This is a genomic window from Tannerella forsythia 92A2 (genome assembly GCF_000238215.1).
In the GTDB taxonomy this organism is placed as follows: domain Bacteria; phylum Bacteroidota; class Bacteroidia; order Bacteroidales; family Tannerellaceae; genus Tannerella; species Tannerella forsythia.
In genome coordinates this window covers 1,457,319-1,481,606 of sequence record NC_016610.1, presented here as the reverse complement: position 1 = coordinate 1,481,606, position 24,288 = coordinate 1,457,319, and the positions used below count along the sequence as shown (strand labels likewise).

The 24,288-nt window shown below is 49.8% G+C and carries 18 protein-coding genes; 12 read left to right on the top strand and 6 right to left on the bottom strand.

Features of this window, described 5'->3' with window-relative positions:
- Position 1 precedes the first annotated feature (1 nt).
- The 6 genes from BFO_RS06005 to BFO_RS05980 all read right to left on the bottom strand — a co-directional run bounded on the left by BFO_RS06005 (position 2) and on the right by BFO_RS05980 (position 11,933).
- Positions 2–2,830, bottom strand: coding sequence for a TonB-dependent receptor (locus BFO_RS06005; protein WP_014224742.1), 2,829 nt, complete (start codon positions 2,828–2,830; stop codon positions 2–4).
- A 195-nt stretch (positions 2,831–3,025) separates the two neighbouring features.
- Positions 3,026–4,366 (bottom strand): IS1380 family transposase, encoded by a 1,341-nt coding sequence (locus tag BFO_RS06000; protein ID WP_014223539.1) that lies wholly within the window; start codon positions 4,364–4,366, stop codon positions 3,026–3,028.
- A gap of 91 nt (positions 4,367–4,457) precedes the next feature.
- Positions 4,458–7,115 (bottom strand): glycoside hydrolase family 2, encoded by a 2,658-nt coding sequence (locus BFO_RS05995; protein WP_014224741.1) that lies wholly within the window; start codon positions 7,113–7,115, stop codon positions 4,458–4,460.
- Between the two features lie 247 nt (positions 7,116–7,362).
- Positions 7,363–8,148 carry a nucleoside triphosphate pyrophosphohydrolase gene (mazG, locus tag BFO_RS05990; RefSeq protein ID WP_014224740.1) on the bottom strand — a complete coding sequence of 262 codons (786 nt, stop codon included), beginning with the start codon at positions 8,146–8,148 and terminating at the stop codon, positions 7,363–7,365.
- A 2-nt stretch (positions 8,149–8,150) separates the two neighbouring features.
- Positions 8,151–10,229, bottom strand: a complete 2,079-nt coding sequence (locus BFO_RS05985; protein ID WP_014224739.1) for a protein-disulfide reductase DsbD family protein — start codon at positions 10,227–10,229, stop codon at positions 8,151–8,153.
- Positions 10,230–10,730: 501 nt separating this feature from the next.
- Positions 10,731–11,933 (bottom strand): IS110 family RNA-guided transposase, encoded by a 1,203-nt coding sequence (locus BFO_RS05980; RefSeq protein WP_041591157.1) that lies wholly within the window; start codon positions 11,931–11,933, stop codon positions 10,731–10,733.
- Positions 11,934–12,104: 171 nt separating this feature from the next.
- Here BFO_RS05980 and BFO_RS05975 point away from each other — a divergent pair, with 171 nt between their 5' ends.
- The 12 genes from BFO_RS05975 to BFO_RS05920 all read left to right on the top strand — a co-directional run bounded on the left by BFO_RS05975 (position 12,105) and on the right by BFO_RS05920 (position 24,279).
- Positions 12,105–13,076: a glucosaminidase domain-containing protein gene (locus BFO_RS05975; RefSeq protein ID WP_014224736.1), complete on the top strand. Its 972-nt coding sequence runs from the start codon at positions 12,105–12,107 to the stop codon at positions 13,074–13,076.
- A gap of 7 nt (positions 13,077–13,083) precedes the next feature.
- Positions 13,084–13,821, top strand: coding sequence for a glycoside hydrolase family 73 protein (locus BFO_RS05970; protein ID WP_014224735.1), 738 nt, complete (start codon positions 13,084–13,086; stop codon positions 13,819–13,821).
- Positions 13,818–14,984 (top strand): AIR synthase related protein, encoded by a 1,167-nt coding sequence (locus tag BFO_RS05965; RefSeq protein ID WP_014224734.1) that lies wholly within the window; start codon positions 13,818–13,820, stop codon positions 14,982–14,984. The genes BFO_RS05970 and BFO_RS05965 overlap by 4 nt, the downstream gene beginning before the upstream one ends.
- Before the next feature lie 54 nt (positions 14,985–15,038).
- On the top strand, positions 15,039–16,151 hold the full coding sequence (gene prfA, locus BFO_RS05960; RefSeq protein ID WP_014224733.1) for a peptide chain release factor 1: 1,113 nt from the start codon (positions 15,039–15,041) through the stop codon (positions 16,149–16,151).
- Between the two features lie 58 nt (positions 16,152–16,209).
- Positions 16,210–17,034, top strand: a complete 825-nt coding sequence (pyrF, locus tag BFO_RS05955; RefSeq protein WP_041590721.1) for an orotidine-5'-phosphate decarboxylase — start codon at positions 16,210–16,212, stop codon at positions 17,032–17,034.
- A 57-nt stretch (positions 17,035–17,091) separates the two neighbouring features.
- Complete coding sequence (locus BFO_RS05950) at positions 17,092–17,880, top strand: hypothetical protein (RefSeq protein WP_141728972.1); 789 nt, start codon at positions 17,092–17,094, stop codon at positions 17,878–17,880.
- A 173-nt stretch (positions 17,881–18,053) separates the two neighbouring features.
- The gene (lpxD, locus tag BFO_RS05945; protein WP_014224730.1) at positions 18,054–19,091 is read left to right on the top strand and encodes a UDP-3-O-(3-hydroxymyristoyl)glucosamine N-acyltransferase; all 1,038 of its coding nucleotides are present in this window, start codon (positions 18,054–18,056) and stop codon (positions 19,089–19,091) included.
- Positions 19,092–19,103: 12 nt separating this feature from the next.
- Entirely contained in the window at positions 19,104–20,489 is a 1,386-nt protein-coding gene (locus BFO_RS05940; RefSeq protein WP_014224729.1) for a bifunctional UDP-3-O-[3-hydroxymyristoyl] N-acetylglucosamine deacetylase/3-hydroxyacyl-ACP dehydratase, read from the top strand.
- A 3-nt stretch (positions 20,490–20,492) separates the two neighbouring features.
- Positions 20,493–21,275, top strand: a complete 783-nt coding sequence (gene lpxA / locus BFO_RS05935; RefSeq protein WP_014224728.1) for an acyl-ACP--UDP-N-acetylglucosamine O-acyltransferase — start codon at positions 20,493–20,495, stop codon at positions 21,273–21,275.
- A 20-nt stretch (positions 21,276–21,295) separates the two neighbouring features.
- Positions 21,296–21,859, top strand: coding sequence for an IS1096 element passenger TnpR family protein (locus tag BFO_RS05930; RefSeq protein ID WP_014224727.1), 564 nt, complete (start codon positions 21,296–21,298; stop codon positions 21,857–21,859).
- Between the two features lie 6 nt (positions 21,860–21,865).
- Positions 21,866–22,765, top strand: a complete 900-nt coding sequence (gene miaA, locus BFO_RS05925; protein WP_014224726.1) for a tRNA (adenosine(37)-N6)-dimethylallyltransferase MiaA — start codon at positions 21,866–21,868, stop codon at positions 22,763–22,765.
- Between the two features lie 86 nt (positions 22,766–22,851).
- A complete protein-coding gene (locus tag BFO_RS05920; protein ID WP_041590720.1) occupies positions 22,852–24,279 on the top strand; it encodes a tetratricopeptide repeat protein in 1,428 nt (475 codons plus the stop codon).
- The last annotated feature ends 9 nt before the right edge of the window (positions 24,280–24,288 follow it).

The window sequence follows — 24,288 nt, the reverse complement described above, 5'->3', positions numbered from 1 at the left end:
ATTAAAGTCTGTAAGTAATGCCAAATCGATTCCACCAGCCGAAGTAAGCAAGGCGTGATATCTGATTGCTGTTTCCCTGATACTGACGGGCAGGCGAGTTCGTGATGTTCACAAACTCGGCATAGAGGCTGATCCTCTTCGTGATCTGCTGCGAGAGATTCAGATCCAGTTGAAACCGGTCGTCCTGAATAATATCGTCGTTCTCGTTACTGGCCACCGAATGGATGTACGAGCCGTTGTAGTTGAGGCTGGCCTTGCTGCTGAACCCTTTGTAGTCCCACGAAAGCGAGGCGTTTCCGGTATGCATGGCCTGTCCGGGCAGCCGCATGTTGCTCCGGTCCTGCGTGCTGGCATCGCTTCCGGTGAAGGTATAATTGAGGTAGGCGCTCAAACCCTTCATGGCTCCGGGGAGGAAATTGAGCTTACGCATAAAATTAAACTCGAAACCGTAGACCGTCGCTCTTTCGCCGTTCTGCTCCTGGCGGAACTCGAACCCTGCCGTTTGAGGGAAGCCGGGATAGTCTTCGATGAGCGAAGGAATGATTCTCGTGAACTGAAAACGGTTCATGTTCTTGTAGAACAGCCCGGCGGAAACGACTCCTCCGCTGCGGTTGTACTTCTCGAACATCAGGTCGATGTTGTTCGACAGCGAAGGTTTCAGGTTGGTGTTGCCGATAAACAGCCGCGCCGCATCGGCATCGTAATTGATAAACGGTACGATATCCACGAAGTTGGGTTTGGCGTAAGAATGGGTATAGGCAAACCGGAAATTGGTGAGCTCATCGAGGCTGTACTTGACGTGTACGCTCGGTAACAGAAAGCCGTAGTTTGTTCCGCCGCTGATGGGAGTAGCTACGATCTTCGTACCCGACCGCTTCACGTCGAACGCGCTGTAGTTTACGTCATTGTATTCATACCGCACTCCGGTAATCAACAGGATCTTTTTTATTTGGATGCGGTTGATCAGATAGGCAGCGTATACGTTCTCCTTCGCGTTGTAGGTATCGTTCTTCGACAGCCGCTCGGCATCCCACGAGTCGTCCGACTCGGTAAGCAATCTCCGGTGCGAAGCCATATAACGGGTAAACTTTTCTTTATCCACTCTGGGGCCGAACGCATACCTTCCGTTCAGAAACTCCTTGGGTTCGGTAGTTCCGGAAACGTGCGCAAAAGCCTCGGCCAGATTTACTTCCTGATTCGGATCGAAGAAAGAGAGCACCCGGTTGTTTCGGTACTTATCGTTCGTTACACTCCTCACCTTTCCTCCGAATTTAAAGACACCCGCATAATCTTTCAGCATGTAGTTTTTCTGAAGATTGAATTTCCCCACGAGATTCGAGGCGTCGGTCGTTCCCATATCTTCTTCGTACCTCCTGAAATTATCGAACAACAGCGGATTTTTGATATTTAACGGGACGATCGGTCTGAACTGAGGCACTTCGGCCAACACGCCCCGCGGGTTATCGGCTACGATGGTTACATCGTTGCACGCGAAATCGCCCCGGGTACTGGTATGGTCTCGCTTCGAGGCGGTATAGAATGTACCCCAATCGAACGTCCAGCGCCCAAACCGGTGGGTACCTTCGAGGTTGAAGTTGTGGTTCGATTTGATCTCTTTCCAAAGGTTGATATCGCGGCGTATTCTTCCGCGTCTCAGGCTGTCGTGCGTAATCCATTCCGACCCGTTTCTGTTGAAATCGAATCGCAGGCGATTGCGCACGTCGTCGTCTTTCCGGTAATTGTACATGTAGTTAAAGACGATTTCGTGATGTTTCACCTTGTAGTCGAGGGTAACGGTCGTGCCTACGCGTGTACGTTTGTTCTCCGTCTTTCGGAACTGAAAATCTTCCGGCATGATGAGACGTTCGTTCACCATCTCGACCGGCTTCCTGATGCCCGACCAGGAAGCATCCATGCGGTCTTCGGAGTTGTTGTTGCCGTAATAGCTCCCACTGATCAGCACGCCGAAACGCCCCTGCGAGGTGTTCGCGTCGCGGAAGAAGCGCCGGCTGAATTGCAGTTTGCCGATGTAGTTCAGCTTCCCGGAGAGGTCGTTGAATCCCATCCCGAGGTCTCCCTTGATGCGGAATTTGTCCGATCGGGCGGTCGGAGTTCTCAGGTTGATGTTTCCGCCCACGGCATCGCCGTCCATATCGGCCGTCAATGCTTTGGTGATCTCGATGGAGCCGAGCTGGTCTGCGGGAATCAGATCGAGCGATTCGGTTCTCGTTCCGCTCTGCTGTACCGACGCAAGCTGCTCGCCGTTGATGCTGATGTTGGTGAAATGCTGCGGCGTACCGCGTATGGAGACGGTGGAACCCTCGCCTTTGTCGCGGGCGATGTTGATCCCGGGCAGTCGCTGCAATGCCTCCGCCACGTTCTTATCGGGAAACTTTCCGATGAGGTCGGCCGAAACGACGTTCTTGATGTTATCGGCAGCCCGTTGCTGGTTGAGCGCCCGCTGCTGTCCCTCGAAGCTGCCCACGACCACCACTTCGGCCAACACCTTGTCTGCCGGCGACAAACGGATCGTCATCGCCTGATGATGGTCGGCAGGCATGTTCACGGTTTTTTCTTCGGTCTTGTACCCCAGATAGGAAAAGGTAAGCACGGTTTTTCCGCTTTTCAGACCGGTCAAACGGAAATGCCCTTCCAGATCGGTGGCCGTACCGTTGTAATTGGCCTGATCGTACACCGCTGCTCCGGGAAGAGGCTCCTGCGTATCGGCATCGACAACGATCCCCCGTATCTCATAGGTTTGAGCTTGTATCGACATTCCTGCGATCAGAAAGCAAAGGGTCGTAACTGTAAGAAATAAGCGTCTTTCCATTCGTTCTGTTTTTCAATGATTGTCTTTTTAGAAAATAAAGTGTCTGATTATTTGTTATTTAACCATGCCGTATATTCATCTAAAGCCGAATCTCCAATAATAATGTGTACCTTTTCATGATTTATTTTGCGAAATTAATCATCATTGATTCATATCCATCATTATGATGTTACCAAAAAGAGGAATTATCCCAGATTACGCAATAGGAATTTTTTGGTTCAGATTTATGGGGTAATCCCATAGTCCGATGAACCATTTTCGTCGTTTTTTAGTAAGTGCTATTTTTAGTTTGAGCGTATCGCCGGTCCTTTCAAAATATGCCCCTATAGCAAAGGTTCTGTAACGCAGTGTAGATAGTGTTTTTTGCGTTTTTTCTTGAAGAACAAATAGACGGAACAGAGACATTAAATTGTAGGCTGTCATCGAAAAAATCAAGGCAGCTTCGGTTGCATAAAAGTCTTTTAGATTAAAACTTTCAGCCCCAAAATCCTGCTTCAACTCTTTTATTCTGTTCTCAGCATCTCCCCGCATACGGTAGGTTCTCCAAACATCGACCATTGAGCAGGTTTGATTCGTAAAATAGGCAGAGTATCGGTAGTTACGATGGATTTCATCTTCGGGGAAAAGGCTCAACTGTTTTCCGCCCGCTTGAGGTCTTTTCTCTATTTTTTGCCTTACAATAACGATTCTTCTTGGTTTTTGCCAAGATTGTGCCTGATAGGTTTTGTCGCAAATCTCTATACCGTCATCTACTTTTACCCAAAAATCCTGTTTGTCTATCAGGTGTTGAATGGGGTGTGTAAATCGGGCTGCAACAATGTAAGGTAAAGATTTTTCCTCCAAACAGTCAAATATATTTCCCTGGCAAAAACCGCTGTCAAGTCGTACCAAGCCGACTTTTTTGTTGCCAAACATGGCTAAAGTCTCTTCCAAAAAACCAATGAAATTATGGGAAGCATTCGTGTTTCCGCTACGAAGCCAAAAATTGGCAACCATTTTTATATCGTTGACAAATGCAATGAGGGGATGATGACTTTTTCTGCCCTTTTTCTTAGGATTATAGCCTTTTGTAGCGCCATCCTGTTCCCCATAACGAGTAATTACCGAAGAGTCAATATCGAGTGTAAAAAAGTTAATATTCAAACTCTTGAAAAACCAACTAAAGAAATGACGAGCAACTTCCAAATTGGTTTTGGCATTGAATTTGGAAAAATATCGCTTGTAAACGTCTTGTGCAGGGGTATGTTTCCAACCGAAGATGTGTCCCAATGCCTTATCTGCCCGAGTAACCTCGGTATGCAAAAAGCGGTTGGCACCACACCAAATACTGGTTATAAAAGACTCTAAAATTACGTCCACATCATAAGCACGATTAGAGTTTTGGGTAGGTAAAGAATGGCAAGAAAACACCTGTTCTTTAAACCCGATTTTGTCTAACATTTGCTTCAAAAATACCATTCCGCCCCAAGGCGTAATCTCTTTATTGGTAAAGGATAACTCAAACTTCATACCGGCTTTGTGTCTATCGCTACGCATTAGAAATTATAAAATGCAAAGATAAGATTTTTTCTATCGCGGAATCTGGGATTATGTTACACCATTGCTAGTACACAGGATTCATTTACTATTAAAATTCGACCTTCCGAATGCGAACGGCACTTAATACCGGTTCTCCGCTGACAGGATGAAATTTGATCGATAACCCGGCGTTATCTGTGACCGTGTATCTGAAGGTAAGCCTGCACGGTACATTCAGACCGTAGCTGCCGCCCAGATCGATTTCGGGAAGAATCGACGTTCCGTTGACCGATACGCCGAAGACTCTCTGCCCCGGTTCGTAGGTAATCCCTTTGTCCTCGTCGGCAAAGCGCCGCGATTTTTTTACGTAATCGACCATCAACAGCTCGATCTCGTACGTTCCATCGGGCAGATCGGCTCCGAATCCCTCCGGGTTTACACGCATCGTCTGGTAGAGAGGGTCTTCTTCGTCCACGGCGAGGATGTCCTCCTTGGTTCCCACTTTACCTCCCACGTAAAGCGGTTCTCCGCCCACGACGCCCCAGCTGCCCTTTTCGTATGTCCGTTCGGGCAGCCAGTAGAGATCTGTGCGGGTGTCGATAAAAGCGTAATTGGCTCCGACATTCATTGCCAGCTCCGCCTCCTCCTTCCCATCCGGACGGAACGGAATCAGCCGGACGTCGATCTGCTTCTCCGGCGTATCGGGACTGTTCGGTGCGAGAGACAACAGATGCCTTCCTGGGATAAGTTTCATCTCCCACTCCGCCATCCCGTCTTTTACCTCCGCTTCTCCGAAGAGACGATTGTCTACATACAGCGATACGCTCTTTTGATTCGAGAATGCGTGCATCCGCACAGGCACCAGCGTATCGGAAGGCGAGGTTGCGGCGTGTACCCACCGGTTGCGGAAAGGATATCCCAATCGCGCAACCGGCTTTTCCGACAGCAACGCCTGCATCAGATAATAAGCGTCTTTGGGTTTTCTGTCGGCTGTTACCAGTCCTTTGTTGTTGATATGGGAAGTGGCATCTACCCTTCTTTCGGAACTGAAATCGGCCAGATTCCACAGCGCGCCTCCGGCAATATAAGGCCGGTCGAGGATTTGCGTGGTGATGGAACGGGTGAAACGGGTCTGCTCTTCGACAGTGAAATCGAACTTCTCCGGTTTTTCGGAATACAACCGTACATCGGACCCTGCCCCGTATTCACTGATCAAATGAATGCGCTTCGGGTATTTGCGTCGCTGCTCGTCCATAAATGTCCCGAAATCTTCGTATATACCGTAATACCAACCGTGATACAGGTTCCAGCCGGCAATCATCGGGATATCTCCCAACCCGGTCTCCTCGTAAGCGGGATCATTGTGCATCGCCATAGCCGTATATCGATACGGATCAAGTTCCCGTACAATGTGTTCAAGACGCCGAGCCAATTCGAGCGTCGCCCGGTTCCTCCCGGCAATCTCCTCTTGCGGCTTATACCGGTGCGCCCAGTAGATCTCGTTCATATAGGCCCAGATCACCACCGAAGGATGGTTGTAATGCTGCTTGATCATCTCTTTGAGCATCACGGTCGTGTTCTCGGTATGTCGCGGGCCGACGGTCACTTCGTTTACGAGAGGAATCTCCTCCCATACGGCAAAGCCCAGCCGGTCGGCCTGATCCAGCACCTCCGTAGCCTGAGGATAATGCGCGTTGCGCAGAAAGTTGCCTCCCATCTCTTTGAGCAGGCGCAGATCCTGCCGATGCATATCATTGCTCAACGCATTGCCGTAGGGTATCCTGTCCTGATGGCGATTCGCACCCATCAGCTTGATGTTTTTTCCATTGATGAAAAAGCCTTTTTCCGGATCGAAACGGAACCATCTGAATCCGAGGGGCTGAGACAGGTTGTCGACTCGTTTGCCCGATTGTTTCAGCAGGCTCTCCACATAATACATTGCCGGATGATCGGGGCTCCACAGATCAAAATTCCGCACGTCCGAGCAGGTTACCGTTACAACCGTATCGCCGAAGGCGGAGATGGTTACCGCGGTGTTTTTTGTTGCCAAAGCGGAGGCGACATCTTTCCGGATGACGGTCTCGAGTGTCAGAGCTTGAGGAGCGTCGCTGCAATTTTGCAGGTGGTACGTGATGGTTACGTCGGCGCCGTGAGGCGTTACCCGGGGAGTGGTGATATAGATTCCGGGGCCTCCGTAGTCCGACATGCTGAAATGCTGTTCGCCCGTGGCGATCAAATGTACCGGCCGGTATATGCCGCCGAAGAAAGTGAAATCGGCGGACAGGGGCGGCACGTCGTCCCGATGGCTGTTGTCGGCTTTTACGGCGATGTACTGCTCTCCCGATGCCTCAAGAAAAGGCGTTAAATCGACGTTGAAAGCGGTGTAACCGCCCGTATGTTCTCCGGCCGGTTTCCCGTTTACAAACACTTCGGCCGTTTGATTCACCCCTTCGAACCGAAGGAAATACCTTTTTCCCTTTTCGGGAACAAGACGAAATCTTTTCTTGTACCAGCCGACGCCGCGGTAGTATCCTCTCCGGCCGTCGGCCAGTACATCCTTATCGTTCCAGGTATGAGGAAGCTGTACGGCTTGCCATCCGGCCGTCGTTCTATCCGGCAAGACGGCGTTGGCTTCATTCTTCGAAAAGAGCCATCCGGAGTTGAAAGCGATTTGGCAGCGACCACCGTCGGCCGATTGACCTGCAAGCGACGCCACATCCGGCAAACAATAAATGAGAGCAAAAAGAAGCAATGCACGACGTATCATATCCAATCTGTTTTTCGGATGCGAAATTAGATGATCCATTCAACAGCCACACGTTGCGATGTTACCAAAAAGAGCATTTATGTTACACCGTCCCACTGAATGCAACAAAAAGAAATTCCCTGGGGATTTTTCCTTTGTTCATCGCTATAATAATTTACGATAAAAACAAAGGTAACGAGAAGGGCTGAATTCCATACAAGGATTCAGCCCTCATTTTTGTGGTTCAAAATACTTTTACCGCAATAAATCAGAGTCCGAGCTGTTTGGCTTCGTCCCAAAGGACATCCATTTCGGCCAAGGTCATCTCTTTGAGCGATCGCCCCTGTCGAATCGTATGTTCTTCGAGATAGTTGAAACGGCGGATAAATTTTTGATTCGTCCGTTCGAGTGCATTGTCGGGATTGATTTTGTAGAGCCGTGCGGCATTAATCATCCCGAAGAGAAAATCACCGAACTCGGCTTCCATCTTGTCCGCCTCCATGCGATCCACCTCGGCACGGAATTCGTTGAGCTCCTCCTGGATCTTATCCCATACCTGTTCACGCTTCTCCCAGTCGAAACCCACATTGCGCGCCTTGTCCTGCATGCGGTACGCCTTAATCAGCGAAGGAAGCGAGGAGGGCACTCCGTCGAGCACCGTTTTGTTTCCGTTTTTCTCTTTCAGTTTCAACTGTTCCCACGACTGCTCCACAGCCCCACTGTTCTCAGCCATGGCATCGCCGAAAACGTGGGGATGACGAAATATCAACTTGTCGCATAACGTATTACATACATCTTTAATATCGAATTCATTCTTCTCTTCGCCTATTTTGGCATAGAAGACAATGTGCAAAAGCAGATCACCGAGTTCTTTCTCGATCTCGGCCGGAAGATTTTTCTGGATCGCTTCGCTCAGCTCATAAGTCTCTTCAATCGTATTGGCACGGAGGCTTTCGTTCGTCTGCTCTCGATCCCATGGACACTTCTCACGTAATTCGTCCATGACATCAAGCAGACGCCCGAAAGCCTCCAAACGTTCTTCTCTTGTGCTCATCCTCACTTCCCTTTCTGCTGGTAGTGACGCAAGCCGTTTTCGAGGAACCCTACATACTTGGCTACCTCTTCGTCAAAGGCATACGAGGGGGAGAGAGGCTTCCCTTCGTTATCGAGAATTACATAGAACGGCTGTGCATTCGCCCCGAATTTATGACGCTGCAAATAACTCCACTTGTCACCGATTGTTTTCAACTTACGTTCCTTACCGCTTTCTTCAATGACGATCGGAGCCGGGAGCTTTGTCTTGTCGTCGACAATCAGGGTAATCAACACAAATTTCTCGTCAATGAGTTTCTTGACGGCCGGATCTGTCCATACCGCAGCTTCCATCTTCCGGCAGTTCACGCATCCGTAACCGGAGAAATCGATCAATACCGGTTTATTTGCCAATGCGGCATAAGCCATCCCTGCTTCATAGTCGTCATAAACGGCATGTACCTCATCTTCGTACAAATTAAAATCCTGGGTATAGAGTGGCGGAGCAAAAGCGCTGATGGCTTTCAGCGGTGCTCCCCATAGCCCGGGAACCATATAAACGGCAAACGCGAGCGAGACAATCGCCATAAAAAGTCGCGGTACGGAAAGATAAGGCAGATCGCTGTCGTGTTTAAGTTTGAGCTTTCCGAGCAGATAGATCCCCAGCAACACGAAAATCACAATCCACAACACGAGAAATACTTCGCGGTCCAAGATTCGCCATCCGTAGGCAAGATCGGCCACGGAGAGAAATTTAAGGGCGAGGGCCAGTTCGAGGAAGCCCAGAACGACCTTCACCGAGTTTAACCATCCACCGGACTTTGGCATGTTCTGAAGCAGGTTCGGAAACACTGCGAACAGGGCAAAAGGAATGGCGAGCGCCAATGCAAAGCCAAACATCCCGATAGCTGGAGCGATGCTCATACCCTGCGAAGCCGCTTCGACAAGCAACGTCCCAATAATCGGGCCTGTGCAGGAGAACGAAACGAGCGCCAGCGTGAAGGCCATGAAAAATATGCTCAAAATGCCGGAGGTCGAATCGGCCTTACTGTCCATTTTGTTCGTCCATGAAGCCGGGAGTACCAACTCAAACGCCCCGAAGAATGACACGGCAAACAATACGAGTAACAGGAAGAAAATGATATTGAAGACAGCATTCGTCGAAAGATCATTCAGAGCACTGGCTCCGAAGACCCCGGTAATAAGGAGTCCCATCGTGAGATAGATGACAATGATGGAAACGCCATAAATCAGCGCATCGTGGATCGCTTTCCGGCGACTTTTATTACGTTTGAGGAAAAAGCTTACCGTCATCGGTATCATAGGCCAAACGCAAGGTGTCAGCAAAGCAATCAATCCACCGACAAATCCGGCCAGAAGAATATAAAGCCATGACGTATCGGTGGCCGAGACCGTCGCATCTCCGAACGATTTGAGGTCATTGATCACCGGTGTCCACAATTCTTGTCTAAGGGTAAGTACGCCATCCGGGGTGGCTGTCCTTGTGGCATTGCGCATCGCCGGAGTGAGTTCGAGTGCCTGCATGGCTCCCTCGCCGTCTACTTGTGTCCCATCGGCAAGCTCTTCGGAGACCACCGTATCGGAAGGAGTCGCTTCGGCTGCTTGTGCCGTTTTTTTTACGTGTCTGTAATCAAACGTAAACGACTCCGTCTCGGGAGGCAAGCAAGACTCATCGTTGCAAGCCATGTATTCCACTTCCCCGACCATCTTGAATGCTTTCGGATCGGTCACTTTGATCTTCTGCGTAAATGTCACGGTTCCCGAATACCACCGCAGTTCGAGACCGGGATATGCCTGCTCGTCATGCACAACGCTGGGAGCCATCGATGGCACAGGCTTCCCAAGTAACTCGGCGCCTCTGAGTGTCTCATAGGTGATCGAAGTCGAAATCGGCCCACCTTTGGGTAAGTTCATATCGTAGATATGCCAGCCCCGATCGGCCGTTGCCGTGAATGTCACAGTCTTTTCTGCAAATTCAGAGTCTTCCAGTTGGATTTTCCATTTAACAGGGGTCAGAATCTGTGCCTGTACAGCCACAACCATCACCCAAAGTTCTAACAAATAAACGAATTTCTTTTTCATGTGTTTTCTCTATACAATATTTTTTAGGTTGCAAAACTACGTTGTTTTCAATAATTATGCAACTCCGCCAGACTGCCTTCAGGCATTTTAGCATGAAAACTGTTATTTTTGCATTGTGGTAAAAACACAGAACAGACTCGTATATGCTCCGAACGAAGCAGCGTTCTCCGGGTCGTACAACGAAAGCCGGCCCCTTCCCGACAAAACATATTTCGATTTATTTCTTTACCTTTCCTCTAAAACGTATTTTGTGAGTTTGCTTAGATTGCTGCTCAATCCCTCCCAAATTCGGTTGTTTGGGTGACTATAACACACGACTGTTGGCTCCGTGACGGTCGGTGTGTCTCGGAGATTGCGAATATAAGTATGTTACTTTCCTCTACAAGCTTGGGTAGCTTATGCCGGTGTCCGACTCCTTCCGGTGTATCTGTAAATTTGCGAAACGGGCTACTCTGTGCACCACAAAGGTAATTACGTGGCACCGAAAGGTATATCAAATGGCTAATCGGCCATATACGATTCAAGCAGTTTGATTTGTCCTTCTGTTCTTTTCAACTCTTCCTGCCTTTTGAGATAAATGTCAATGAAATCCTCTTCTTTGGAGAGCATGTGCCATACGGCAACGAGTATTTTCCGGGCGATGGCCACCTGGATCTTCATTTTGTTCTTTTTCTTGACGGTAGTTTGGAGGTAGCTGAAATGAGAGAAGAAACAGTTTCGGGTTCGTGATGCAGCCCATGCAATTTCGATCAATATTTGTCTGAGGTATCTGTTTCCGTGTGTCACTTTTCTGCTTTTGAAACGCCCGTTGCTTACATCGTTACGCGGTTTCAGACCGCACCATCCCACAAGGCTTGCCGCCGTAGCGAACATCTTCATATCAACACCTGTTTCCGCAATGATTGCCGTGGCTGCGCGTTCCTTGACACCGGGGATGGTTTGCAGGCGTTCGTATGGTTTGGGGTAATGTTCTTTGCAGAGCCGGACGAGTTCTTGCTGACAGTACGCCGTCTGTTCTTCGATCAGGTCGAGTGTTTCCTTCAATTGTCTGAGAACAATCAGGTCGGTTTCTGAGAACGAGCCTGTCAGCGCGGCTTTCACCCTCTCACGTCCATGTTTGTTGAGTATGCGTCCATGCACAAGACTGAGGAGTTCATCAGGATCGGTCTGTCCGTCGATTATCGCTTTGAGTACAGACCGATAGCTTTTGCTTTTGGTGGTAGCCACGTAATTGCTGAGCCTAAAACCGCATCTTTGCAAAGCTGCGTCGAGTTTGTTGCTGTTGTAGGTCGTATCTTCGCACAGGTCCATGATACGGCGGTTCAATTTGCGCATATCCTGAACGATGGGCTCGGGAACGAAGCTTCCCTTGATCAGATTTTTCAGAAGACACTCCGCGATCCATCGGGCATCCTTCACGTCACTTTTCCTGCCGGGAAGCTGCTTGATGAAATAGGGATTCACCAATCTGAGTTCCATCGATTCGCAGAGTTCCGTCCATACCGGAACCCAATAGACGGCCGTGCTCTCCATAGCTGCTTCGGTGACACCATGGGCTCTCATGTCATGATGCATCTGACGCAAGTCGGGAGTAAGCACTCCATAAGTATTTTCCCAAATAATGGCCTGGTCATACCCCATAATACAGAGATAGATGCTATCTTTGTGCACATCAAGGCCGGCAACTGTTCGAGTTCTGTTCATAATTATTTTTTTAAATTTTTTTTCCTCCAAGATAGTAAAATTGTGGCTAAGAACACGCAGAGGAGGGGACAGAAAACAGAGCGTCGGCCTTGTGTTTTTATCTGCCCGGTGTAAAATCTCGAGGATTTTATCTAAATTTGCATTCTTAATTCCGAAGAAAGTATATTGACTATGAACAAATATACCCGACAGACGCTCGTTGTGTTGACCGGCCTTACGGTTATTTGGCAGGCCTCAGGGCAACGTAAGATCGCATCGTATGAACAGTATATCGATCGGTACAATCATTTGGCTGTCGAACAAGAGAAAAAATATCATATTCCGGCCAGCATCAAGCTGGCTCAGGCAATTCTTGAGTCGGATGCCGGTCGGGCAAAGCTGGCCAGAGAGGCGAATAATCACTTCGGCATCAAATGTCATAACAACTGGAAAGGTAAAAAGACGTATCATGACGACGATTTGAGAAACGAATGCTTCCGCACATACGGTTCGGTTACGGACTCATACGAAGATCATTCCCGCTTTTTAGCCGAACGTTCACGCTATACCAAACTGTTTCTACTGAATAAAAAAGACTACCGGGGATGGGCTAAAGGACTTCAACAATGCGGATATGCAACCGATCGGGCCTATGCCAACAAACTCATCAAACTGATCGAAGATTACGAGTTGTATCTTTACGACATGGGTGGGAAAAGCGGAAAGAAAGCCTCCTCGTCCAAGAAAGAAGCATCGAAAAAGAGACTCAAGAAAGAATCGGTACAACCCAAAATATCTTCTGCCAACGATGGCGAAAGATTGCTCCCGCGAAATGTTTACAAGACCTACGGACTGATTTATACCATTGCACGCTATGACGACTCGTTTGCACAAATCGCCGATGATCTCGGATTCAAGACGAAGGAGCTGGCACGATACAACGAAGTACGCGAAGATTTTCCACTCCGTCAAGGCGACATCATCTATTTGGAAAAGAAGAAGAAGAAGGCCGAAATGCCGAATCTGTTCCATCAAGTACAGATGGGCGAATCCATGCACAGCATTTCGCAATATTATGGTATACGCGTGAAGAGCCTTTACAAACTCAATCGCAAAGACCCGGATTATGTTCCGGCAGAAGGAGAAACGCTTAAACTCAGATAACGGACCAATGCTGCATCGCTTTCGCTCATATTATTACACGTGGTTAATAGGAATTCTTGTCACAGGGCCGGTACGCTGTATGACCGGTACGCTGCTTCCACCATCGCCGGAGAAACTCAGCCCGTCGGTCTGCGAAGAGTATATCCGGACCTATTACAAGACGGCTATCCGACAGCAACGCAAGCACAACATCCCGGCTAGCATTATTTTGGCGCAGGGAGTGTTGGAATCGGGCGCGGGGCAGAGCTATTTGGCACTGGCAGGCAACAACCATTTCGGAATTAAATGTAAGAACTGGGAAGGGCCTTGCATCCACAAAGACGACGATCTGAAGCAGGAACCGTTTCGAAAGTATGTGAGAGTAGAAGAATCGTTCGAAGACCATTCTCTTTTTCTCACCGGACGAGACCATTACAAACCTCTCTTCCGGTTAAGGACAACGGACTATAAGGCCTGGGCACACGGTTTGAAAAAATGTGGTTACGCGACCGATCCGCACTACGCCGTCAAATTGATCGGGCTAATTGAAAAATACGGGCTGTATTACTTCGATACGGCGAAAGAAACCGATCCGCCGGTGATTCTGAGGCAGTCGGCAACCCGTCCTGCAGCCGAGGCAACCGGTTCGAAAGTTCGGGACACGACAAAAAAAGAAACGTACGCCAAGCCAGGGGCGGCCACAAAAAAAACGGCCTCAAGTGCAAAAAAACAGACATCGACCTCTAAAAAACAACATAAACGATGAATGATCAACGATACATGCAACGCGGCGTAAGCGCATCGAAAGAAGATGTACACAACGCCATCCGGCACATTGATAAGGGCATCTTCCCGAAAGCCTTTTGCAAGATTATCCCCGATATTCTCGGCGGAGACCCGGAGTATTGCAACATTATGCATGCCGACGGCGCCGGAACCAAGTCATCGCTGGCTTATCTCTATTGGAAAGAGACGGGCGACCTGTCCGTGTGGAAAGGTATTGCGCAAGACGCGCTGATTATGAATATCGACGACCTGCTCTGCGTAGGCGCGATCGACAATATCCTTGTATCAAGCACGATCGGCAGAAATAAAATGCTTATCCCCGGCGAAGTGGTCTCAGCCATTATCAACGGCACGGACGAGCTGCTGGACGAGCTGCGCGATATGGGCGTAGGCGTCTATGCCACCGGTGGTGAAACGGCCGACGTCGGCGATTTGGTACGCACGATCATCGTCGACAGTACGGTTACCTGCCGCATGCGTCGCAGCGATGTGATTGATAATGCACGTATACGCCCCGGCGATGTGATCGTCGGGCTGGCATCGTTCGGACAAGCCACTTACGAGAAGGAGTATAACGGAGGGATGGGGAGCAACGGTCTGACGAGCGCGCGGCACGATGTCTTTGCCCGCTATCTGGCCGAAAAATACCCCGAAAGTTACGACGAGGCGGTACCTCGCGAACTGGTCTACTCGGGCGGCATGACGCTGACCGATACCATAGACGGCGTACCCCTCGATGCCGGGAAGTTGGTGCTCTCTCCCACCCGCACGTACGCGCCGGTAGTAAAAAAGCTGCTCGATACGATGCGTGGTGAGATACACGGCATGGTACATTGCTCGGGCGGTGCGCAGACAAAAATCCTGCACTTCGTGGATCAGGTACGCGTCGTAAAAAACAACCTTTTCCCCGTTCCGCCATTGTTCCGCATCATACAGGAACAAAGCGGAACAGACTGGGCGGAGATGTATAAAGTGTTCAACATGGGCCATCGACTGGAGATTTACCTCGCACCCGAAAGAGCAGACGAGGTGATTGCCGTATCCAAATCGTTCGGCGTCGACGCGCAGGTGATAGGATGCGTCGAGCCGGGAGAAAAGAAAGAGTTAATCATCCGAAGCGAGTTCGGCGAGTTTACATATTAAAGTAAGAGCCTCCGTCATGTTTCATTTTTCATCATCATTATACCTTTTATTTAGATGACAGATCATCATTCCCTGCTTCAGAAACTCGAAGGCCTTACCGGACGCTTCGACGAGGTTTCTACGCTGATTACCGACCCGGAAGTCATCGCCGACCAAAAGCGTTTCGTTCGTTTGACGAAAGAGTACAAAAGTCTCGAAGACCTTATCGCGGCTAAAAAGGAGTACGAAAACCTGTTGGGCAACCTTGACGAAAGCAAACGCATCCTGATGAGCGAGAGTGATCCCGACCTGAAGGAGATGGCACGTGAAGAAGTAACCGAATGTGAAGAGAAAATCCCCCGGTGTGAAGAGAAAATCAAATTGATGCTCGTTCCCGCCGATCCGGAAGACGCGAAAAATGCGATTGTGGAGATTCGCGGCGGCACAGGAGGCGATGAAGCAGCGTTGTTTGCCGGCGATCTGTTCCGGATGTACTCGAAATACTGCGAGACGAAAGGCTGGACAATTGCCGTATCGAGCTGCAACGAAGGGACGTCGGGCGGCTTTAAGGAAATCATCTTCACCGTCACCGGCGACGGGGTATACGGCGTCCTCAAGTACGAATCGGGCGTGCATCGCGTACAGCGCGTACCTCAGACCGAGACGCAGGGACGAGTGCATACATCGGCCGCTACGGTAGCCGTGCTTCCCGAGGCCGATGAGTTCGATGTCGAGATTAACGAGGGAGAAATCCGCTGGGACACGTTCCGCAGCAGTGGCGCGGGCGGACAGAACGTCAACAAGGTGGAGTCCGGTGTGCGTCTGAATTACAACTGGAAGAACCCGCTGACCGGTATCGTGGAAGAAATCCACATCGAATGTACCGAGACGCGCGACCAGCCGAAGAATAAGGAACGTGCTCTCGCCCGTCTGCGTTCTTTCATTTACGACAAGGAGCATCAGAAGTATATCGACGATATTGCCTCGCGTCGCAAGACGATGGTCTCCACAGGTGACCGGTCTGCCAAAATCCGCACCTACAATTTCCCGCAAGGGCGCATCACCGACCATCGCATCAATTATACGATTTACAACCTCGCCGCTTTTATGAACGGGGATATACAGGACTGCATCGACCGCCTCATCGTTGCCGAAAATGCCGAACGGATAAAAGACAGCGAGTTGTAGAGCCGCTTCTCCATCCCCATCAAACCGAATATAAATTGAATAAACTGACAAAATGACTATGACCAAACAAACATTATTTGAGAATATTCGGCACAAGGCGTCTTTTCTTTGTGTCGGACTGGATACGGATCTACAAAAAATCCCTCCGCATCTGTTGAAAGAAGACGATCCGATCTTTGCCTTCAACAAAGCCATTATCGATGCCACGGCTTCGTACTGCATCGCTTATAAACCCAATCTGGCTTTTTACGAATGCTACGGAGTGAAAGGCTGGATGGCGTTTGAAAAAACGGTGCGCTACGTGCGCGAGCATTACCCCGATCAATTCATCATTGCCGACGCCAAGCGGGGAGATATCGGAAATACATCGGCCATGTATGCCCGTACATTCTTTGAAGAAACGGAGGTGGACGCGCTGACCATCGCCCCGTATATGGGCGAAGACAGTGTTACGCCTTTTCTCGGTTACGCAGGCAAATGGGTCATTCTGCTTGCCCTCACGTCGAACAAAGGATCACACGATTTTCAATTGACGGACGACGCTTGCGGGGAAAAGCTCTTCGAACGCGTCTTGCACAAGTCGCAGCAATGGGGCAACGACGAACAAATGATGTACGTTGTCGGAGCCACACAGGGACGGATGTTCGAAAACATTCGCCGCATCGCCCCGAATCACTTCCTGCTCGTTCCCGGCGTAGGCGCGCAGGGCGGTTCGCTCGAAGAAGTATGCCGTTACGGAATGAACAAGACATGCGGACTGATCGTGAACTCCTCGCGCGCTATTTTGTACGCTGACCGGACGGAAGCGTTTGCCGAAGCCGCCCGTTGTGAAGCACAAGTCGTGCAGGAGCAAATGGCCAGCTATCTGGACGAATACCTGTAAGGCAACACGCGAAAAGTTCACATAACCGAATTGATTCATCCAACATACGCAACATCTGTGAAACATCGAATATTCCTTTTGCTCATCGCGTTCATGCTGCCTGCTCTTTCGATGCGGGGGCAGCATGATACGGAAGAACAGCTCCGCACCCTGACACACGCATGGAACGACGCGCATACAGCCGCCCGACTGGCCGAACTGGAGCCGCTCTACGCGTATCATCTCCATCTTTACGGGACGATGGTCTCACCCTCGAGAGCCGTCAGGCTGAAAAAAGGGTATCTGAAGAATCATCCCGGATTCGCACAACGCATCGACGGCGACATCAAGGTGGAACGCCTGACCGACGCGATTTACCGTTCGTCGTTCTCCAAAATAACGTTTCAGGACGGTAAAGAGAGCGTCGTACAAGGCCTGCTTTACTTCCGCAAAGACGAATCGGACGAATGGAACATCTACTGTGAGAGTGACGACGTCACGAACAAACGCCTCAAGGCCCGTGTAGTGAAAGAATTTTCGTTCATGGCCAAGCCCGAGAGTGAAGAAGATATCGTTTCGTGCCTTCTCTTCTCGACCCAAATGTATCGCGATGCGAAAAAAGATTATCCTGGAATGTATGTACGCATCATGTTCGACAGTACACCGGACGATGGTGAAAGTTCAACGTACAGCGCACGTCTCTTTCTCGACAGCGACGATGCCCCCAGAATCGAGACCCTCGGCTTTTTCTCTTACGATATCAAAGAAAGAAAGTGTTACCTCTACCGTCCCGGATATAATGATGACGAAGGCGCGGAAGAATACCTCGATTACGACCATGCCGTCGAGCTTTTCTTAGACCCGTAATGCTCCATACATCGTATGCATCCGCAAAGCATGCACACATACCGTATGCCCCACGCCCGTAACGGCGGAAAATATCCGCCGCGAAAAAGCAATTATTCAGCGTAAAATATAGGCAGTTTCAATTTTTTAGTATCTTTGTGGACTTTAATTTACATAAAGAACAAATAAAGCGAATGGAGTTTACGGCTCAACAAATAGCTGATTTTCTAAACGGGACGATAGAGGGAGATTCGGCCGTGAAGGTACATAATTTCTCAAAGATCGAAGAAGGACAGCCGGGTACACTCACCTTTCTGGCCAATCCCAAATACGAACATTATATCTACGGTACCCAAGCCAGCCTCGTTCTGGTTAACAATGATTTCAGCCCCTCGGCACCCGTAGCGGCGACGCTCATCAGAGTGCCCAATGCGTATGCCGCGCTGGCTTCCTTGCTCAACGTGGTAGAACAGCGGAACGAGCCGAAGAAGGGTACTGCCGCCTCGGCTTTTATCGCTGCCTCGGCCAGTGTCGGGAAAGATGGCTATGTGGGAGAGTTTGCCTACATCGGCGAAAATACCACCATCGGTGAGGGATGCCGTATCTTCCCGCACGCTTATATCGGTGACCACGTGACGCTCGGCGATCATACGATTGTATATCCTCACGTCACGATTTACAACGGCTGCGTCATCGGCAAAAACTGTATTCTCCACGCCGGGGCCGTCATCGGTTCCGACGGATTCGGGTTTGCCCCTGAAAACGGCGAGTATAAAAAGATTCCGCAGCTCGGTAATGTCGTGCTTGAAGACGATGTAGAAGTGGGAGCCAATACGACCATCGATCGCGCGGTGATGAATTCGACCGTTATCCGTAAAGGTGTTAAGCTCGACAACCTCGTCCAGATCGCGCACAACGTCCAAGTTGGCGAAAACACCGTCATGGCGGCTCAAGTAGGCATCTCCGGTTCTACGAAGGTAGGTGCCCGATGTATGATCGGCGGACAAGTAGGCCTCGGCGGACATATCAATATCGGCGACGACACGCAAATCGGAGCGCAGTCCGGGATCATCAGTCATATCGAAGCCCGCTCCCGCGTCATGGGCTCACCTGCCATACCGATCAAAAACTTCTTCCGTTCGGGTATTATCTACCGTAAATTACCGGAGATATACCTTGAATTGAACCGGCTGAAGAAAGAAATAGACGAACTGAAACAGAAAAAACAATAAACAGACAATACGATGCATAAGCAAAAGACACTCGCGTCCGAATTTTCCTTGCAGGGCAAAGGGCTTCACACAGGACTGGACATCCATATCACGTTCAAGCCTGCCCCCGAAAATCACGGATACAAGATCAAACGTACCGACCTCGAAGGACAACCTGTCCTTGATGCATTAGCCGAGAACGTGATCCATACACAACGGGGCACGGTCATTGGTAAAAACAATGTACAGATCAGCACCATCGAACATGCGATGGCTGCCCTCTACGCGTGGGAAGTCGATAACTGCCTGATCGAAGTCGACGCGCCTGAATTTCCTATCCTCGACGGCAGCGCACTCCCTTTCTCCGAAGGCATCAAGAGTGTCGGACTGACCGAACAGAATGCTCCACGCGACTATTACATCGTGCGTCGCAAAATCGAAGTGAGAGATGAAGCGACAGGCGCTTCTCTCGTCATCCTTCCCGATGACAAGTTTAGCGTCAATGTGCTGATCAACTTCGATTCGCCCGTACTCTCCAACCAGTATGCCTCACTGACAGATCTCAACCGCTTCGCCGACGAACTGGCTGCTTCGCGTACATTTGTCTTTGTGCGCGAAATCAACACGCTCTTCCAAAACGGCCTGATCAAAGGCGGCGACCTCGATAACGCCATCGTAATTTACGATCAGAGAATGCCTCAGGAAGAGTTAGACCGTATGGCCGACGCTTTGGGACTGCCCCGTAAAGATGTGCAGGAACTCGGATACATCAATAACAAACCGCTGACCAGCAAGAATGAACCGGCACGACACAAACTGATCGACGTGATCGGCGATATGGCTCTCATCGGAAAGCCGATCAAAGGACATATCATCGCAACTCGTCCCGGACATAAGATCAATAACCAGCTGGCCCAACTGATTCGCAAAGACATCAAACTCAACAATGTGCAAGCTCCGATCTACGATCCCGACCGAGAACCGCTGATGGACATCAACCGGATCCGCGAACTGCTCCCTCATCGTTACCCGTTCCTGCTGGTCGATAAGATTATTGAAATAGGAGGTGATCATATTGTAGGTATCAAGAACGTAAGCGTCAATGAACCGTTCTTTCAAGGACACTTCCCGCAGGAACCAGTCATGCCCGGAGTCCTGTTAGTCGAAGCCATGGCGCAAACCGGCGGACTGCTCGTACTGAACTCCGTCGACGAGCCGGATCGTTATTCTACCTACTTTATGAAAATTGACGGTGTGAAATTCCGCCAGAAAGTCGTGCCGGGAGATACGCTCATCTTTCGCCTCCAACTGCTGGCGCCGATACGCCGAGGCGTTTCAACGATGAAAGGTTACGTCTTCGTAGGCGAAAAAGTGGTGTGCGAAGCTGAGTTTATGGCTCAAATCATTAAAAACAAATAAGTCATGCACTCTCCCTTAGCCGTTGTACATCCCGAAGCCCAAATAGGGAAGAATGTAACCGTCGAACCGTTTGCATTCATCGAAAAAGATGTGGTGATCGGCGACAACTGCCGTATCTACCCGCACGCCGTCGTTCTGGAAGGTTCACGCATCGGAAAAGGATGTCATATTTTCCCGGGCGCCGTGATCTCCGGAATACCGCAAGACCTGAAGTTCGCCGGAGAAAAGACGACTGCCGAAATCGGTGATCATACGACCGTGCGTGAATGTGTGACCGTCAACAGAGGTACGGCCTCGAGAGGTAAGACTATTGTTGGAAACAACTGTTTATTAATGGCCTACTCGCATATCGCACACGATTGTATTCTGAAAAATAACATTATCATCGGAAATGCGTCACAAATCGCCGGCGAAGTGGAGATTGACGACTTCGCCATACTCAGCGGCAGTGTACTCGTGCACCAGTTCACCCGTATCTCACAACATGTGATGATACAGGGAGGATCGCGCGTAGGCAAAGATATTCCGCCCTATACGCTTATCGGACGCGACCCGATCGCTTACTGTGGCATCAACATTGTCGGACTTCGCCGGCGCGGCTTTACCAACCAGCAGGTTTTCCTGATTCAAGACATCTACCGAACATTATATACACGCGGACTGAACAATACCGATGCCCTGCTGGCCATCGAAACAGAATACGAAGCAAGCAAAGAACGCGACCTGATTCTGAACTTTATCAAGTCGTCCAAACGCGGGATAGTGCGAGGCTCTATTGACGAATAAAAGATTATTAATCAAATATTATGGTATACCGTTTTTTGTTACTGTCAGACGAAACCAACGACTTTAGGCGCGAGATAAAGATCGGCTCGGAAGCGACATTCCTCGACTTGCACCATGCAATCGCAGACGCCGTCAAATACAGAAAAGACGAGATGTGCTCGTTCTTTATCTGCGATGACGACTGGAGCAAGAAAAATGAAATCACCCTGATTGACATGGGGGCTCCGGCCGAAGTAGACACCTACCTGATGGAGGATACGCCGCTCGAAGAACTGCTTGAAGACGAACATCAGAAGTTGCTGTACGTGTTCGACTACATGACGGAGCGTGCTTTCTTTATGGAACTCAGTGAGATCATCACCGGACAGAATCTCAAAGAAGCCGTCTGCTCGCTGGCTGTCGGAAAACCACCCGTGCAGTTCCTCTCACCCGGTGAATTAGAGGCTGGCATTGAGAAAAACCTCGATCTGGGTGAAGACTTCTATGGCGATGCGGAGTTTAATGACGATGAATTGGATAACGCCGGCGATACCGAAGGAGTTGATGAAGAGTCGATGGAAGCTCCCTACGACGAACGCTATTGAACAACAATGAATACGCTCGTCGTCTTACTCGGCCCTACCGGTGTCGGTAAGACGGCACTCAGTCTTCGCATTGCACGACGCATCGAATCTCCCGTCTTATCGGCCGACTCGCGACAGCTCTATAAAGAGCTCGTTATCGGGACGGCCGCACCGACGGCAGACGAACGTGCTGCCGTGACACATTATCTGGTAGGCTTACTCGAGCTGACTGACTATTACAGCGCCAGCCGCTTTGAAGAAGATGCGCTGGCACTTCTGCAAACACTCTTCAAACAACATCGAGCCGTGCTGATGGCCGGCGGATCAATGATGTACATCGACGCCGTATGCAGGGGGATCGACAACATCCCGACCGTCACACCGGATATCCGCGCAGCGGTCGGAAACGAGTACGAACGGCACGGACTCACGCCTCTGCTCGACGAACTGAAACAGGCTGACCCGCTACATTACGACGAGGTAGACCGGAAAAATCACCGACGCGTGCTTCATGCCGTCGAGATCTGCCGTATGACGGGTAAACCGTATTCCTCGTTCCGCACAAAGACCGTCAAAAAGCGTCCTTTCCGTATTCTGAAAATCGGACTGATACGCCCACGTGAAGAACTGTTCGAACGGATCAACCGGCGAGTCGATCGGATGATGGCCAACGGCCTTCTGGACGAGGTGCGACGAGTCTACCCGCATAGAGCCTTAAACTCACTGAACACCGTCGGATATAAAGAACTGTTTGCTTACATCGACGGTCGCTGTTCACTCGATGAGGCCGTCGCCAAAATCAAACGTAACACCCGCGTATACGCTCGCAAACAGATGACGTGGTTCAAGCGCGATGAATCCATCCGATGGTTTCACCCCGATGATACAAAGGGAATCTTTGCTTTCCTCGCAGAAAACGGACTGTGAAAGATGAAAATTGGCCATAAAATAACCGTAGATAAAAATTTATGGCTATCTTTGGAGAATCGAACAATTTTGCAACTTATTTTCGTATGAAATCATTAACGGGAAAAATAGCCCGACTGATCCTGTTCGCCGGCATCACGTTCGGAGCGAATGCACAGAGCCTCGATCAAGCCAAGAAACTGTATAACGAAGGGCATTACGAGGATGCCAAACCGGCTTTCGAACGATTAGTCACCCAATCGCCCAATAATTCGTCTTACAATCTATGGTATGGCGTATGTTGTTATGAGACGGGCGACCTCGATACGGCCGAGAAGCACCTGCTCGTTGCAAATAAACGGAAAGCCACAGAGTCGTACCGGTATCTTGCGCTTCTCTACACCGACACGTATCGCTTCGATGAGGCAGTGCCGATGTGGGAGGATTATATTGCCTTGATAGCGAAAAAGAACGTCGATACCGAGCCCTACGAAGCTCTCTTGGAGATGACCGAACGGATGCTTCGCATGAGGGATAATACAGAGCTCGTACAGGTAATCGACAGCATGGTCGTTGATAAGGAAGAGCTGCTTTCAACCTATTTCCTGCACGAAGACAACGGCGAGATACGACCTTACGACAACGTGTTTCCTGCTTCGGGCGAAAACGCATCACCTGTGTACGTCATTCCGAAAGGAGACCGGGCTTACTACGGCCGCAAAAAGAACGGAACATTCGCCTTATTCACCCAGTCCAAACTGATGGACGACTGGGCCGACGAAAAACCGATCTTCCCTAACGATTCGGCCGATAACAACTACCCGTTTGTGTTAGGCGATGGGCGTACGCTCTATTTTGCATCGAAAGGAAACGGATCGATTGGAGGATATGACTTGTTTATCACGCGTTACAGCATCGATGGGAGCCGTTTCCTCTCACCCGAGCAACTAAGTATGCCGTTTAATTCGCTTGCCAATGATTATATGATGGTCATCGACGAGGCCAAAGGGGTCGGTTGGTTTGCTTCCGATCGAAACCAGCCCGAAGGAAAGGTTTGCCTCTACCTGTTCGTCCCCGATGCTGCACGAAAACGGATACCGGAAGGAATTAACGCAGAAAAACTTCGTCGCTTGGCTGCATTGAAATCGATTAAGGAGACATGGGCCGACGGCCGCAACTATACGGCCCTCATCACATCGGCCAAAACAGAAAGCACCTCTCGCGAAAAAAAAGCGGAAAAAGAGATCGAGTTTATCGTAAACGACCGTACCGTCTATTTTACATGGGATGAGATTCGCAACGCGGATGCCAAAGCCTTCTACGAAAAAGCGGAGGGGCTGAAGAAACAAATCGGAATGCTCGAAGACCGGCTGACTGACGACTATACCGCTTACACCAAGGGAGACGAAAACACTCGAGCCCAGTTAAAACCGGTGATCCTGAAGAACGAAGAGAGGCTTGACGAGCTACGCAAACAAGTGAAAGAATGGGAAAAAAAGGCGCGTAATGCCGAAAACAACACATTAAAAAAATAAGGAGAAATT